The following is a 15,037-nucleotide window of genomic DNA, read 5'->3' on the forward strand; positions in this document are numbered from 1 at the left end:
TGAACAGTGGCGGGCGGGGGTCGGAGGCGGGCGGGGGACGAAGAAGGGGTCGGGCGGTCAGGGCGTGAAGGAGACCGGGAGGTTCGCGGCCTTCGCGCCGGTCGGCGGGACCTGGAGGGTCTTCAGGGCGAACTCCATGACCTGCTTGAAGACGGGACCGCAGATCTGGCCGCCGAAGTAGCTGCCCTTGGTGGCGTTCTGGATGGCGCAGTACACGGTGACCCGGGGGTTGTCGGCGGGCGCGAACCCGGCGAACGACGAGGTGTAGCCCTTGTAGGTGCCGGTGGCCGGATCGACGCGGTTGGCGGTGCCGGTCTTACCCGCGACGCGGTAGCCGGGGATGCGCGCCTTGGCGCCGGTGCCCTGCTCGTCGTCCACGACCGACTCCAGCATCTGGGCGAGGGTCTTCGCCGTCTTCTGGCTGACGACACGGGACTTCGCGGGGGCCTCGGCGGGAGTGAAGCGTCCGTCCGGCCCCTTCGTGCCGCGCACGAGGGTGGGCTCGACGCGGACGCCGCCGTTGGCGATCGTCGAGTACACGGAGGCCGCCTGGAGCGCGCTCAGGGACATGCCCTGGCCGAAAGGGATCGTGTACTGCTGCGAGGTCGACCACGCGGCGGGCGCGGCGAGGATGCCCTTGGTCTCGCCGGGGAAGCCGAGCCCGGTCCGGCTGCCGATGCCGAACTTGCGCAGGTACGAGTAGAGGACCCGGTTGGCCTCGGCCTGCGTCTTGCCGAGCTGGCCGGTGGCCAGGATGGTGCCGATGTTGCTGGACTTGGCGAGCACGCCGTTGAGGGTGAGGGACCAGGTGGCGTGGTCGATGTCGTCCTGGAAGAGCCGGTCGCCGCGGTGCAGCCGGTTGGGCACGGTGACGTGCGTCAGCGGCGTCGCGGCGTTCTCCTCCAGCACGGCGGCCATCGACATGACCTTGGCGGTGGAGCCGGGCTCGTAGACGTCCTGGACGGCGGCGTTGCCCAGGTCCGCCGAGGTGGCCCCCGAGAGGTCGTTGGGGTCGAAGCCCGGCGAGTTGGCCATGGCGAGGATCTCGCCGGTGCGGGCGTCCTGGACGATGACGTAGCCGCGGTCCGCCGCGGACTCCTCCACCTGGTCGGTGATGGCGTTCTGCGCGGCCCACTGGATGTCGCGGTCGATCGTCAGCTCCACGTCGGAGCCGGGCACCGCGGGGGTCTCGGTGGAGCCCGCGGTGGGCACCTGACGGCCGCCGGACTGGGCGTAGCGGATCTTGCCGTCCTGGCCGGCCAGGGTCGTGTTCAGCTGCTGCTCGATACCGCCGCCGCCCTTGCCGTCGGCGTTGACCCAGCCCAGTATCCCGGCGGCGAGCTCACCGTTGGGGTACACGCGCTTGGTGCTGGGAACGGCGAGGACACCCGCGAGGACGTTGACCGTGGAGCTGTCCGTCTCGGCCTTCGTGGCGAGCGCGGACTTCAGGTCCTTGATCTGCTTCCAGACCTGCGGGGTCTGCCGGCCGGCCAGCATCGTGTACCGGGCGGTCGGGTCCTTGGGCCGCAGCTTCTTGACGAGCGCGGACTGGTCCTGGCCGAGGATCGGCGCGAGGAGCGCGGCCGCCTGCTCCGGGCCGTCGTCGACCTTGAGCTGCTTACGGTTGAACATCGTGGGGTCGGCCGTGATGTCGTACGCGTCCTCGCTGGTCGCGAAGGCGATGCCGCCGCGGTCGGTGATCTCGCCGCGCTCGGCGGCCAGCACCCGGCCGATGTACCGGTTCTGCTCGGCCTTGGTGGCGTAGGTGCTCGCGTCGACGGCCTGCACCTGGAGCAGGCGGACCACGAAGGCGACAAGCACCAGGGCGAGCGCGAGGCCCACCATGCGCAGCCGTGGGCGGGGACTGCCGAGCCGGATCACGCGCGGGGGCACGGGGCGGGCGGCGGGGGTGGTCGGACGGCGGGCCGGGCGGGCGCCGGGTCCCGGGCGCCGCCGGGCGGACACGGGGCGGGCGGGCCGGGCGGGGCCGGGCACGCGCCGGCGCGGCGGTTCCCTGTCGGACACTTCCGTCACCTGCCGGGGGTCTCGGGGGTGGCTGCGGTCGGGGCGGGGCTCTGGGCCGAAGGCCCGCTCGGCGTGGATGTCGTGGGGGACGGCGAGGAGACGATCGTCTGGGAGAGCGCCATGGCCTCCGGCGGCCGTACGACGACGGGGGCGTCCTCGGCGGCGGCCGAGGGGACGCCCTTCACGGTGCCGTCGGGGTCCAGGAAGGCCGGGTCTCCGCCGGGGACCATGCCGAGTTCGCGTGCGCGGCGCTGGAGGGCGTCCGGGGCGGAGTAGGAGTCGATGTCCCGCTGGAGCGCCTGCTCCTCGTCGGTGAGGCTCTTGGTGTCCTTCTGGAGGTCGTCCATCTTGAACGAGCCCTCGCTGAGCGCCGAGTTCATCACGAGCAGCCCGATGAGTCCGCCGCCGAGGAGGAGGACGACGAGGAGGACGAACGGGGTGCGGGCCGCCTGCCGCGGGCCGGCCGGGAAGAGCCGCGCGAGCCGGGCGGCTCTTCCCTTCAGTTCGGGTTTCCTGTTCACACGTCCACCCCCAGGTGGAATTCCGGACCCTCGGCTCACGCCCGTCATTCGATGGACTCCCTGATCCGCTCGGCCCCGCGCAGTCGCGCCGGGGCGGCGCGCCGGTTCTCGGCGATCTCTTCCTCGGTGGGAAGTTCGGCACCGCGGGTGAGCAGCTTGAGCCGGGGCTGGTAGCGCTCGGGGACGACCGGCAGCCCGGGCGGCGCGGTGTTGGCGGCGCCGGCCGCGAACACCTGCTTGACCAGCCGGTCTTCGAGCGAGTGGTACGACAGGACGGCGATCCGCCCGCCCACGTCGAGCGCCTTCACGGCGGCCGGGATCGCCCGCTCCAGGACGGAGAGTTCGCCGTTGACCTCGATGCGCAGCGCCTGGAAGGTGCGCTTGGCGGGGTTGCCGCCGGTGCGCTTGGCGGCCTGCGGCAGCGCGTTGCGGATCAGTTCGACGAGCCGCGCGCTGTTGGTGAACGGCTCCTTGTCGCGCTCGCGCACGATCGCGGAGACGATCCGCTTGGCCTGCTTCTCCTCGCCGTACGCCCGCAGGATCCTGACGAGTTCGCCGGGCGGGTAGGTGTTGAGGACCTCGGCGGCGCTGATGCCGGTCGTCTGGTCCATGCGCATGTCGAGCGGTGCGTCCTGGGCGTAGGCGAAGCCGCGGTCGGCCTCGTCGAGTTGCATGGAGGAGACGCCGAGGTCGAACAGGACGCCCTGCACGCGCGCGATGCCGAGCCGGTCGAGTACGTCGGGGAGTTCGTCGTAGACCGCGTGCACGAGGGTGGCGCGCTCGCCGAAGGGGGCGAGTCGCTCACCGGACAGGCGCAGGGCCTCCTTGTCACGGTCGAGGGCGACGAGGTGCGCCTCCGGGAACTGCGTCAGCAGGGCCTCGCTGTGCCCGCCGAGACCGAGCGTGCAGTCCACGACGACCGCTTCGGGCCGCTGGAGGGCGGGGGCCAACAGGTCCAGGCACCGCTGGAGCATCACCGGGACGTGTCGACTCTGGCTCAAGGGGCCCTCTCAGATCCGGCGGGTCATTACGCATCGCCGGGTCCCCGCCCCCTCATGAAGGGAAGGCCTGCCGGCGCCGCGGGGAGATCTCCGGCAGCCTGGCCGGGGTCTCACGGGATTCAGTCCAGCAGGGAGATCGTCGCCTCCCGCTTCGCGTCACTTTAGTCCACGGTGTCTCGCGGTCAATCAACCGGCCTGTGCGGCGCGGCCACTGCGGGTCACTCCTCCCCACAGTCTTGTGGCTTACCTCACAAAGAGGACGTGATGACGCTCTTTTTCCCTTCTCACAGCAGGACCGGGACGTGCGTGACCAGTACCGTCATAGGTATGACGACTTCTGCATCGGTTCCCGCAGGGCCCCAAGACGCCATAACCGAGGGCACCGTCACGGACCACCTCGTCGAGGCGAACGAACAGTACGCCGCCGCGTTCTCCGACCCCGGGATGGACGCCCGGCCCGTCCTGCACGTCGCGGTCGTGGCCTGCATGGACGCCCGACTCGACCTGCACGCCGCCCTCGGACTGGAGCTGGGCGACTGCCACACCATCCGCAACGCGGGCGGGGTGGTCACCGACGACGTGATCCGCTCCCTCACCATCAGCCAGCGAGCGCTCGGCACCCGCAGCGTGGTCCTCATCCACCACACCGGCTGCGGCCTGGAATCCCTCACCGAGGAGTTCCGGCACGAGCTGGAGATGGAGGTCGGCCAGCGTCCCGCCTGGGCCGTGGAAGCCTTCCGGGACGTCGACCAGGACGTCCGGCAGTCGATGCAGCGGGTGCGCACCTCGCCGTTCCTGGTGCACACCGACGACGTGCGCGGCTTCGTGTTCGACGTCAAGACGGGCCTGCTCCGCGAGATCGACCCCTCGTAAATTGCTGTCCTCACCCTGTTGATTTCCGCCCCTCGGACGCCCAATCAGTCATAACACCGACATATCGCGGACAGTTGTCCACAGGCGAGTGACACGAATCGGTAACGGCAGCAAGAATGCGGGTGTGACGCCACGCTGAGCAGTTTGCGAACGGCGTCCGTGATTCGGGGTGGGCCGGTTTGCCGCACAGAGCGTCGGCCCGGAGAAAGTTTTGGGCCGAGGAGGGCCGGGTGACGACCTATGACGAGCGAGCGAGCCTCACAGATCTGACCGCCACTGTGGAGCGTGTCCGCAGTTCGGTGGAGGGAGTGATCGAGGGCAAGCCCGAGGTCGTACGGCTTTCGCTGACCGTGCTCCTCGCCGAGGGGCATCTGTTGATCGAGGACGTTCCGGGCGTCGGCAAGACGATGCTCGCCAAGGCGCTGGCGAAGTCCATCGACTGCTCGGTGCGCCGTATCCAGTTCACGCCCGACCTGCTGCCCTCGGACATCACCGGTGTGTCCATCTGGGATCAGCAGCGCCGGGACTTCGAGTTCAAGCCGGGCGCGATCTTCTCGCAGATCGTGATCGGCGACGAGATCAACCGCGCCTCGCCCAAGACGCAGTCGGCGCTCCTTGAGTCGCTGGAGGAGCGCCAGGTCACCATCGACGGGACGACGTACGAGCTGCCCAGCCCGTTCATGGTGGTGGCCACGCAGAACCCGGTCGAGATGGAGGGCACCTATCCGCTGCCCGAGGCGCAGCGCGACCGCTTCATGGCGCGCGTCTCGATCGGCTACCCGAGCCCCGAGGCCGAGCTGCAGATGCTCGACGTGCACGGCGGGGTCAGCCCCCTGGACGACCTCCAGCCGGTCGCGCACGCGCACGAGATCGTGAAGCTGATCGACGCGGTCCGCGGTGTCCACGTCGCCGACTCGGTCCGCCGCTACGCGGTCGACCTGGTCACCGCCACGCGCACCCACCCCGACCTCAGACTCGGCGCCTCCCCGCGGGCAACGTTGCATCTGGTGCGCGCGGCCAAGGCGACCGCCGCCCTCAGCGGCCGGGACTACGCGCTGCCGGACGACGTCCAGAACCTCGCCGTGGCCGTCCTGGCCCACCGTCTGCTGCCCACCGCTCAGGCCCAGCTGAACCGCCGCACGGCGGAGCAGGTCGTCGAGGACATCATCCAGCGCACCCCGGTGCCGGCCACCCCCCAGCAGCACGGGTACGGGCTGGGCCGCGGCACACAGGCGTATGGCCAGCAGCAGCCGCGGAGGCTGTGATGACCCCCGGGGGGACCGGGCAGCCGTCGACCGGCCGCGGCGAGGGCGAGAAGGGCGGCGCGCGCACGGCCCTGGCCGGTCTGACCACCCGCGGCCGGTCCTTCCTGGCCGCCGGCATCGCGGCCGCGATCTGCGCCTACGTGCTCGGACAGCCCGACCTGCTGCGGGTCGGTCTGCTGCTGGCCGCCCTGCCGCTGATCTGCGCGGCCGTCGTCTACCGCACCCGATACCGGGTGGCCGGCAGCCGCCGGCTCTCCCCCGCGCGCGTGCCCGCGGGCAGCGAGGCCCGCGTCCATCTGCGGATGGACAACGTCTCACGGCTGCCCACCGGCCTGCTGATGCTCCAGGACCGGGTGCCGTACGTGCTCGGCCCGCGCCCCCGCTTCGTCCTGGACCGGGTGGAGGCGGGCGGCCGCCGCGAGGTGTCCTACCGGGTCCGCTCCGACCTGCGTGGCCGCTACCCGCTGGGCCCTCTCCAACTGCGCCTGAACGACCCGTTCGGCATGTGCGAACTGACCCGCTCCTTCTCGACGTACGACACGCTGACGGTGATCCCGCGCGTCGAGGCGCTGTCGCCGGTCCGGCTGACCGGCGAGGCCAAGGGGTACGGCGACGGGCGGCAGCGCTCGCTGGCACTGGCCGGCGAGGACGACGTGATCCCGCGCGGCTACCGCCACGGCGACGACCTGCGCCGCGTGCACTGGCGCCTCACCGCGCGCTACGGCGAGCTGATGGTGCGCCGCGAGGAACAGCCCCAGCGCTCCCGCTGCACGGTGCTCCTGGACACCCGGGGCCTGGCCTACCAGGGCGCGGGCCCTGACTCGGCGTTCGAGTGGGCGGTCTCGGGCGCCGCGTCCGTTCTGGTGCACATGCTGGAACGGGGCTTCTCCGTACGGCTGCTGACGGACACGGGCAACTCCGTGCCCGGAGAGGGCGCCGACGGGTTCGCCGGGGCGAACCAGGAGTCGGCGGACGCGGCCGGGCTGATGATGGACACCCTCGCCGTGGTCGACCACTCCGACGGCACGGGCCTGTCCCGGGCGTACGACGTGCTGCGCGGCGGCAACGAGGGACTGCTGGTGGCCTTCCTCGGCGATCTCGACGAGGAGCAGGCGGCGGTGGCCGCGAAGATGCGCCAGCGCAGTGGAGGCGCGGTCGCCTTCCTCCTGGACGGCGACAACTGGGTGCGTGAACCGAACGGCGGGCCCGATCCGATGAACAGGCAGGAGGAGCGGCTGCGGATGCTGCGGGAGGCGGGCTGGACGGCCCTGAGCGTGCCGCGGGGCGCTTCGCTGAACGAGCTGTGGCGTCAGGCGGACCGCGACCGGGCGGGCGTGACGACGGCGAGCGCGGCGAGCAACGGGGAGGGAAGAGCATGAGTGGGCGGGCTCGACTGACGCTGTGCTCCGCGGCGGCGACGCTGTTGGCCTCGTGCGCCCTGCTGCCCCTGGTGGAACCGGCGACGTGGCTCCTCCAGGCGGCGTTCCTGCTGGCGATCCAGTCCGGGGTGGGCGCGGCGACCCGCCGGGTGCCACTGGCCCGGCCGCTGACCGTGGCCGTCCAGGCCCTGGTCACGCTGGTGCTGCTGACCCTGGTCTTCGCCCGGGAGCACGCCCTCGCCGGTCTGATCCCCGGCCCGGAGGCCTTCCGGCACTTCGGCGACCTGCTCCAGGCGGGCGCCGACGACGTGGGGCGGTATGCGATCCCGGCCCCGCTGTCCGACGGCATCCGGCTGATGGTGATCGGCGGGGTGCTGGTCATCGGCCTGGCGGTGGACACCCTCGCGGTGACGTTCCGCAACGCGGCCCCGGCCGGACTGCCGCTGCTGGCGCTGTACTCGGTGGCCGCGGGCCTGTCCGAGGGGGCGGCCGACTGGCTGTGGTTCCTGGTCGCCGCCGCCGGCTATCTGATGCTGCTGCTCGCCGAGAGCCGGGAACGGCTCTCGCAGTGGGGCCGGGTGTTCGGCGGGGCCCCGCGCAACGTGGGCGGGCAACCCGGTCCGGTGGCCCCGGTGCGCACCGGCCGGCGCATCGGCATGGCCGCGCTGGGCGTCGCCCTCGTGGTACCGCTGCTGCCGCTGCCTGCGATACAGGGCGGCCTGCTGGACGGGGCGGGCACCGGCGTGGGCGCGGGCAACGGCAGCGGGGGCACGATCTCCGCGGTGAACCCGCTGGTGTCGCTGCGCGACAGCCTGAACGTGGACGACGACCGCACGGTCCTGACCCTGCGCACCAACACCAGCAACACCTCGGACCTGTACCTGCGGATCGTGTCCCTGGACGACTTCGACGGCACCACGTGGAAGCCGGCGAAGCGCCACATCGTCACCGTGCCGGACGAGTTCCCCACGCCCACCGGCCTGGGCCCCGACGTCAAGCGCGCGGAGGTCACGACCCGGATCGCGGCCGCCGCCGGCTACGCGCAGGACTGGCTGCCGATGCCGTATCCGCCCAGCGGCGTGCAGATCAAGGGCAACTGGCGTTACGAGCCGGTCGGCATGACCCTCGTCGGCGACCACGGCCAGAACACCAGCGGCAAGACGTACCAGGTGACGAGCCTCGACGTGCAGCCGACGGCGGAGCAGCTGGCCTCGGCTCCCGAGGCGCCGAGCTCGGTGCGCAAGGACTACACCAAGGTCCCGGACTCCCTGCCGACAGTGGTGTCGGAGCGGGCCCGTGAGATCACCAAGGGCGCCACCAGCGACTACGAGAAGGCGGTCAAGCTCCAGGACTACTTCGCGGTGACGGGCGGCTTCGAGTACGACACCCAGGTAGAGGTCGGCAGCGGCCCGGGCGCGATCGCCCGCTTCCTGCGGGACAAGCAGGGTTTCTGCGTGCACTTCTCGTTCGCGATGGCCGCGATGGCCCGCACGCTGGGCATACCGGCGCGGGTCGCGGTGGGCTTCGCGCCGGGTTCCCCGCAGGCGGACGGTTCGGTGGCGGTGAGCCTGAAGGACGCGCACGCCTGGCCGGAGCTGTACTTCGAGGGCGTGGGCTGGACCCGCTTCGAGCCGACCCCGACCCGCGGCACGACGCCCACGTACACGCTGCCGGACACCCCGGGCGAAGCCGTCCCCGACCTGCCGCAGGCGTCGCGCTCGGCGAACGCGGTGCCGTCGGCCGAGCCCTCGGCGAGCACCAGCTGCTCGGTTCAGGACAAGAAGCTCGAGGGCTGCGCGGGCGCGCTGCCGGTCAACCAGACGGGACAGGGCGGCGGCGGTACCCCGTGGTACGAGATCGCCGGCTGGACGCTGCTGGGGGGCGCGGGCCTCGCCCTGCCCCTGCTGCCGATGCTGTGGCGGCTGAGACGGCGTTCGGTGCGGCTGGCGTCCGCCCAGCACTCCGCGTCCGCGGCGTCCGGGGCACCCCCGGGCCGGCGCAAGGACGGCGGCGACGGCCGGCAGGCGGACGACGCCGGTCCCGCGGTGCTGCTGGACGTGCCGCCGCAGGAAGCCGGTGAGGCGGCCGTCGGGCATGTGCTGGCGGTGTGGCGCGAGCTCACCGACACGGCCTGGGACTACGGCATCGAGCCGGACGAGGCGCTGACCCCGCGGCGCGCGGCGGCGCGGATCGTCCGGATCGGCGAGCTGGACGAGACGGTGAGCCGTGCGGTGCACCGGGTCGCGGGCGCCGTGGAACAGGTGCTGTACGCCCCGGAGCCGAGGGCGGAGGCCGGTCTGGCCGACGAGGTCCGCACGGTCCGGGCGGCCCTGCGGGAGAAGGTCGGCTGGACCACGCGGGTGCGTGCCGTCGTGGCGCCGCGTTCGGCCATCCGCGCGGTCTGGGACCTCACCGACCGCTGGACGGGCCTCAAGGCGTCCTGGACGGCCCGTCTGACGGCTCTGGTACGCCGACCGTCCGGCCAGCAGAGCGGCTGAGGCAGAACGGCCGGCCCCGAAGAGCGGCCGGCGAAGAGCGGCGGTAACAGCACACACGTGAGGGGGCGACCACCCGGCCGGGTGGTCGCCCCCTCAACGCTGTTGGTACTGGGGCGGTGTCAGTGGCCGCCCTGCTCGTCACGGCGGCGCTGCCAGCGCTGCTCGATCCGGTCCATCATCGAGCGCTTCTGCCGAGTCTGGCCGCGGGTGTGCGGGGCGCCCGGGGCGCCTGCCGCGGCTTGCTCGCCCGGCTTGGGTGCCTTGCGCCAGCCGGTCACGGCGAGCACCGCGCAGCCCAGCATGACGAGGAACCCCACCACGCTCAGCCAGACCTGTTTGGCGACCATACCGGCCATGAGGAGCGCGATTCCCACGAGGAAGCCAGCGACCGCCTGGTAGACCCGCCGCCGGGTGTACGTACGCAGCCCGCTTCCCTCGAGCGCCGACGCGAACTTGGGATCTTCGGCGTACAGCGCTCGCTCCATCTGCTCGAGCATGCGCTGCTCGTGCTCCGAGAGCGGCACGGAGTCCTCCTCATCGTGCAGTCGCCGGGGCGACCCGGGGGGTCCCTTCAGGATAGGCAGGGAATCGCCCCCGTGAAACCCGCCCCTCTACGCCAATTGGCCAACCGGAGCCCGCCATGGACGTCCCGGCCCGCTGAGGTTTCCATTCCCCGGCGGCCGACCCGTCATGCCGGGCGGTCTCCCTCGATCATACGGCGCACAGCGCCCGAACGGGGGGCCTGTGGCGTACTCCATGCGCAGCCAAGGCCCTGATCAGGGGTGCGCCCCAGGAGGCGCTCAGGTCCCTTCTGTCCCCCGCGTCTCCCCGAGGACGTGAAGCTGGGTGGCCACGGAGTGGAAGGCGGGGAGTTCGGCAGCGGCCTCCTCCAGCTTCAGCAGGGCCTCCAGGGCGCCCGGCTCGGTGTCCACGAGCACGCCGGGGACGAGGTCGGCGAAGACCCGCACGCCGTGTACGGCGCCGACCCGAAGGCCCGCTCCCTCGACCAGTTCGGTGAGCTGCTCGGCGGTGAAGCGACGCGGCACGGGGTCGCCCGCGCCCCAGCGCCCGTCGGGGCTGGTGAGTGCCTGCCGGGCCTCCTTGAAGTGGCCGGCGAGGGCCCTCGCGAGCACGGCTCCGCCGAGGCCGGCGGCGAGGAGGCTGAGGACGCCCTCGGAGCGCAGGGCGGCCACCGCGTTGCGGACGCCCTCGGCCGGGTCGTCGACGTACTCCAGGACGCCGTGGCACAGGACGGCGTCGTAGCCGCCGCGCTCGACCACGTCGAAGAGGCCGTGGGCGTCGCCCTGGACGCCCTGCACGCGGTCGGCGACGCCGGCCTCGGCGGTGCGGCGCTCCAGGGCGAACAGCGCGTTGGGGCTGGGGTCGACCACGGTGACCCGGTGCCCGAGGAGGGCGACGGGTACCGCGAAGTTGCCGCTGCCGCCGCCGGTGTCCAGGACGTCCAGCGACTCACGGCCGGTCGCCTTGACCCGGCGTTCGAGGGCGTCCTGGAGGACCTCCCAGACCACGGCGGTACGGAGGGAGGCGCGGGGCCGGGAGGGGGCGGAGCGCTGCGACGTCGGCTGAGGACTGTGGTGGGAGACGGGCGGGCGCATCGGGTCCGACACGGCAGTTGACTCCTCGGCGCGGCACCGCCTCTTGCGCGGCGGAGCGAACGGGCTGCCTCCCCCGGCACCGGCCCGGGGTGCGGGCGGGCCGTGGGAAGGCTTCAGGCGTCTTCCACCCTATTGCCTCCGGCGCCTTGCCGGTCACGGTGGCGCGGCACGGCGACAGGGCACGTCGGCCCGGCTGCGGCCCTGCGTGTGGCAGGGCACCTCAGCCCGCGTCCGGCAGGTCGCGCTCCGCGCCGGAACCGCCCGGGTCGCTCCCCTCCTGGCGTGGCTGCGGCAGGATCGGCTGGAGCACCAGCATGCGTTCGACGAGGCGGAGGAACATCGCCACGTCGCGGATCAGGTCGTCGGCGTCCCGGCGCCCGGCCGCGCCCTGGATGCCCGCCTCGGCCCGGGCGCGGCGCCGGGCCCCGGAGGCGAACAGCGCGCTCCACTCGGCGAGTTCGGGCGCTATCTCCGGGAGCACTTCCCAGGCGCTGCGGATGCGGGCCCGGCGACGGGGGGAGGGTTCCGGGCGGCCCCGGGCGGCGAGCACGGCCGCCGCGGTGCGCAGGGCCGCGAGGTGGGCCGTGGCGTAGCGCTCGTTGGGGGTTTCGAGGAGGGCCGCCTCATCCAGCCCGGCGCGGGCCTGGGCCAGCAGATCGAGGGCGGCGGGCGGGGCCGTGGTGCGGCGCAGCACGGGGTGCACGTCGCTCGCCGGGCCGGTCAGTGAGGGGGCAGGGCCGGTGGCGCGGCGCCGGTTTGCGGCGGCTGCGTGGTGGTGGGCCATGACGAACCTCCTGTCGTCTGTGTGACGGCACCTCCTCATACGGTGGTGCCGTATGTGCCCATCGTGCGGTATGCCACTGACAATCCGTTCTGAACTGGGCTTTTGCTTCGATCGAAGGTTCGGGCTAGTTTTTGCACTGACCAGTCAGTTCAAATTGGCGATACCAGGGGGAACCTGTGGACGGAGTCGGTGTCACAGCCGACGGCTTCGGGCTCCGAGGCCCTCGCGGATGGGCTTTCCGAGGCATCGGTGTCGACGCGGAGCCGGGCTCGCTGCTCGCGATCGAGGGACCCTCCGGCTCCGGCCGGACGAGCCTGCTGCTCGCCCTCACCGGACGGATGAAGGCCACCGAGGGGACGGCGACCGTGGGCGGGGCACGGCTGCCGAAGCAGCTCGCGGCCGTGCGTCGCGTCGCCGCGCTCGCGCACGTCGCCGGGGTGACCGACCTCGACCCGGCCCTGACCGTCGGGGAGCACCTGCACGAACGGGCCCTGCTGCAACGTCGGTTCGGCGGCTCCGTACGAGAGCTGTTGCGCCCGCGCGCGGAGCGGGCCACGGAGTCGGGGCGGCGGATCGACTCCGCGCTCGCCGCCGCCGGGCTCGACCCCGAGACCCTGCCCAAGGGCTCGCGGACCGCCGTCCGCGATCTGGAGCGTCTCGAAGCCCTGCGGCTGTCCCTGGCGCTGGCGCTCATCGGACGTCCCGGGCTGCTCGGCGTCGACGACATCGACCTGAAGCTGACGGACGCCGAGCGGGAGGAGGTCTGGGCCCTGCTCAGGTCCCTCGCCGAGGCCGGGACGACTGTCCTCGCGGTGTGCGGCGAGGCCCCCGAGGGCACCGTCACGGTCGCCACGCGCGCGGACACCGTCACGCCCGCCCGGGAGACCACCACCGAGACCACCACGTCCGCGGAGACCGAACGGGACGGGTCCACCGGGACCGAGCAGGAAACCGAGCAGGAAGAGGAGGCCGCGGATGCGCTCGCCGAAACTGGCCGCGCTTGAGCTCCGGCGCTTCGGCCGGGGCAGACTCCCCCGGGCCGCGCTCGTCGCGCTCCTGCTGCTGCCGCTGCTGTACGGCGCGCTGTACCTGTGGTCGTTCTGGGACCCGTACGGCAGGCTCGACCGGATCCCCGTCGCGCTCGTGAACGACGACAAGGGGGCGACCGCCGACGGGAAGAAGATCAGCGCCGGGGACGACATCACGAAGGGCCTGCGCGACAGCGAGGTCTTCGACTGGCACGAGGTGAGTGCCGCCGAGGCACGCGCGGGCGTGGAGGACGGCAGGTACTACCTGTCGCTGACCATGCCGGCCGACTTCAGCCGGCGTATCGCCTCCAGTGCGGGCGACTCCCCCGAGACGAGCGCCCTTCAGGTGCGCACGAACGACGCGAACAACTACATCGTCGGGCAGATCTCGCGGACGGTCTTCAGCGAGGTGCGCACGGCCGCGTCCACGAAGACCTCGCGCTCCTTCCTGGACAAGATCTTCGTGTCCTTCTCCGACATCCACGGCGCGACCGCGAAGGCCGCCGACGGGGCCGACGACCTCAAGGGCGGCATCGGGAAGGCCGAGGCGGGCTCCAAGGACCTCGCCGACGGGCTGAGCGACGCCAAGGACGGCAGCGGCAAGCTGGCGAAGGGCCTGAAGAAGCTCGACAAGGGCGCCGACAACCTCCAGGACGGGTCGCAGAAGGTCGCGGACGGCACACAGACGCTCGCCGACAAGGTCAACGGGGTCGCCGACGCGGTGGGGCCCTTCCTGAAGGACAACGAGAAGACCATCGGGGACACCGCCCAGCTGGTCGCCGACTCCGCCAAGGTGATCGGCGACAACCTGGAGACCCTGGTGAAGGCGGCGCCGACCGCCGCCGAGGGCGCCCACACGGCCTCGGACACGCTCGCCGCCGTCCACAAGGCCCGCTGTGAGACGCAGCTGCTGCCGGACCCCGCCTGCGCCGACCTGGAGAAGGCCAAGGACGCGGCCGCCGACGTGGCGAAGGTCGCCGACGACCTCAACACGCTGATCGCCGACCAGGACGGCGACCTGAAGACGCTCCGCACGAACCTCGCCGCCCTCCAGACGCAGGCGCAGTCGCTCGCCGACAGCGCCCCGCACCTCTCCGAGGACCTCGACGACGCCGTGTCCAAGGTCAACGCGCTGAACACGGGCGCCGCGAAGGTCGCCAAGGGCGCCAAGAAGCTGAACACCGGGCTCGGCACGGCCAAGACGGGATCGGTCGACCTGGACGAGGGCGTCGGCAAGCTGGAGACGGGCGCCCAGGACCTCAACGGCGGCATGTTCAAGCTCTCCGACGGTTCCGGGAAGCTCGCCGACGGCCTGCACGACGGCGCCGAGCAGATCCCCGACTACGACGAGCGGCAGCGCGACGCGCGTACCGCCGTCATGGCGGACCCCGTGCGACTCGCCTCCCAGGATCTGCACAAGGCGGCCAACTACGGCACCGGCTTCGCCCCGTACTTCATCCCGCTGTCGCTGTGGGTGGGCGCGATGGTGGCGTACATGCTGATCGCGCCGATGAACCGGCGCGCACTCGCCGCGGGCGCCTCGGCCTGGCGCATCGCGCTGGCGGGCTGGCTGCCGGTGGTCGCGGTCGGGGTGCTCCAGACGGCGGCGCTGATGGCCGTGCTGCACTGGGCGATCGGCCTGGAGATGGCGCGTGCGGCCGGCACCGTGGGCTTCCTGTTCCTCGTGACGGCGTGCTTCGCGGCTCTCGTGCAGTGGCTCAACGCGCGCTTCGGAGCGGCGGGCCGGATCCTCGTACTCGCCCTGCTGATGCTGCAGTTGACGTCGGCGGGCGGCACGTACCCGGTGCAGACCAGCCCCGGCTTCTTCAACGCGATCCACCCCTACCTGCCGATGAGTTACGTCGTCGAGGCCCTCAGGAGGCTCATCACGGGCGGTGGCCTGGAACCGGTGTGGCACGCGTGCGTGGTGCTCGTCGCCTTCACCGCGGGCGCCCTCGCGCTGACGGCTCTGTCGGCGCGCCGCCGCCAGGTGTGGACGCTGGACCGGCTGCACCCGGAGCTGAGCCTGTGAGGATCCGGCGTCCGG

General features: G+C 72.3%; 12 protein-coding genes. 6 read left to right on the forward strand and 6 right to left on the reverse strand.

Translation table 11 applies throughout. The features are described from left to right. Window positions 1-57 precede the first annotated feature (57 nt). From OG289_RS14660 to rsmH, 3 genes are read right to left on the reverse strand one after another with little or no spacing between them, the layout of a single operon-like run. On the reverse strand, window positions 58-2,025 hold the full coding sequence (locus OG289_RS14660; protein WP_442818900.1) for a penicillin-binding transpeptidase domain-containing protein: 1,968 nt from the start codon (window positions 2,023-2,025) through the stop codon (window positions 58-60). Between the two features lie 5 nt (window positions 2,026-2,030). After that, window positions 2,031-2,546, reverse strand: coding sequence for a septum formation initiator family protein (locus OG289_RS14665; RefSeq protein ID WP_327314446.1), 516 nt, complete (start codon window positions 2,544-2,546; stop codon window positions 2,031-2,033). Between the two features lie 44 nt (window positions 2,547-2,590). After that, window positions 2,591-3,547 carry a 16S rRNA (cytosine(1402)-N(4))-methyltransferase RsmH gene (gene rsmH, locus OG289_RS14670; RefSeq protein ID WP_327314447.1) on the reverse strand — a complete coding sequence of 319 codons (957 nt, stop codon included), beginning with the start codon at window positions 3,545-3,547 and terminating at the stop codon, window positions 2,591-2,593. Window positions 3,548-3,874: 327 nt separating this feature from the next. On the opposite strand from rsmH, the gene OG289_RS14675 reads away from it, so the two are divergent. The 4 genes from OG289_RS14675 (at window position 3,875) to OG289_RS14690 (ending at window position 9,562) form a co-directional block, all read left to right on the forward strand. After that, a complete protein-coding gene (locus OG289_RS14675) occupies window positions 3,875-4,420 on the forward strand; it encodes a beta-class carbonic anhydrase (protein ID WP_327314448.1) in 546 nt (181 codons plus the stop codon). Window positions 4,421-4,650: 230 nt separating this feature from the next. Beyond that, window positions 4,651-5,685 (forward strand): AAA family ATPase, encoded by a 1,035-nt coding sequence (locus OG289_RS14680; RefSeq protein ID WP_327314449.1) that lies wholly within the window; start codon window positions 4,651-4,653, stop codon window positions 5,683-5,685. Further along, window positions 5,685-7,064 (forward strand): DUF58 domain-containing protein, encoded by a 1,380-nt coding sequence (locus tag OG289_RS14685; protein WP_327314450.1) that lies wholly within the window; start codon window positions 5,685-5,687, stop codon window positions 7,062-7,064. The genes OG289_RS14680 and OG289_RS14685 overlap by 1 nt, the downstream gene beginning before the upstream one ends. After that, on the forward strand, window positions 7,061-9,562 hold the full coding sequence (locus OG289_RS14690; RefSeq protein ID WP_327314451.1) for a transglutaminase TgpA family protein: 2,502 nt from the start codon (window positions 7,061-7,063) through the stop codon (window positions 9,560-9,562). The genes OG289_RS14685 and OG289_RS14690 overlap by 4 nt, the downstream gene beginning before the upstream one ends. A 119-nt stretch (window positions 9,563-9,681) precedes the next feature. Here OG289_RS14690 and OG289_RS14695 read toward each other — a convergent pair whose 3' ends face one another. The 3 genes from OG289_RS14695 to OG289_RS14705 all read right to left on the reverse strand — a co-directional run bounded on the left by OG289_RS14695 (window position 9,682) and on the right by OG289_RS14705 (window position 11,962). Beyond that, entirely contained in the window at window positions 9,682-10,086 is a 405-nt protein-coding gene (locus OG289_RS14695) for a DUF3040 domain-containing protein (protein WP_327314452.1), read from the reverse strand. Window positions 10,087-10,362: 276 nt separating this feature from the next. After that, complete coding sequence (locus tag OG289_RS14700; protein WP_327314453.1) at window positions 10,363-11,190, reverse strand: methyltransferase; 828 nt, start codon at window positions 11,188-11,190, stop codon at window positions 10,363-10,365. A gap of 208 nt (window positions 11,191-11,398) precedes the next feature. Beyond that, on the reverse strand, window positions 11,399-11,962 hold the full coding sequence (locus tag OG289_RS14705; RefSeq protein ID WP_327314454.1) for an SAV_6107 family HEPN domain-containing protein: 564 nt from the start codon (window positions 11,960-11,962) through the stop codon (window positions 11,399-11,401). 176 nt (window positions 11,963-12,138) lie between these two features. Here OG289_RS14705 and OG289_RS14710 point away from each other — a divergent pair, with 176 nt between their 5' ends. Both OG289_RS14710 and OG289_RS14715 read left to right on the forward strand, forming a co-directional pair. Beyond that, window positions 12,139-12,966, forward strand: coding sequence for an ATP-binding cassette domain-containing protein (locus OG289_RS14710; protein ID WP_327314455.1), 828 nt, complete (start codon window positions 12,139-12,141; stop codon window positions 12,964-12,966). Then, a complete protein-coding gene (locus OG289_RS14715; protein WP_327314456.1) occupies window positions 12,938-15,022 on the forward strand; it encodes a YhgE/Pip domain-containing protein in 2,085 nt (694 codons plus the stop codon). The genes OG289_RS14710 and OG289_RS14715 overlap by 29 nt, the downstream gene beginning before the upstream one ends. Window positions 15,023-15,037: the final 15 nt, after the last annotated feature.

The organism is Streptomyces sp. NBC_01235 (genome assembly GCF_035989285.1).
Taxonomy (GTDB): domain Bacteria; phylum Actinomycetota; class Actinomycetes; order Streptomycetales; family Streptomycetaceae; genus Streptomyces.

Coding starts and splice junctions, on each gene's coding strand:
- OG289_RS14675 (WP_327314448.1), top strand. CDS start 3,875: ATGACGACTTCTGCATCGGTTCCCGCAGGGCCCCAAGACGCCATAACC.
- OG289_RS14685 (WP_327314450.1), top strand. CDS start 5,685: ATGACCCCCGGGGGGACCGGGCAGCCGTCGACCGGCCGCGGCGAGGGC.
- OG289_RS14690 (WP_327314451.1), top strand. CDS start 7,061: ATGAGTGGGCGGGCTCGACTGACGCTGTGCTCCGCGGCGGCGACGCTG.
- OG289_RS14705 (WP_327314454.1), bottom strand. CDS start 11,962: ATGGCCCACCACCACGCAGCCGCCGCAAACCGGCGCCGCGCCACCGGC.
- OG289_RS14715 (WP_327314456.1), top strand. CDS start 12,938: ATGCGCTCGCCGAAACTGGCCGCGCTTGAGCTCCGGCGCTTCGGCCGG.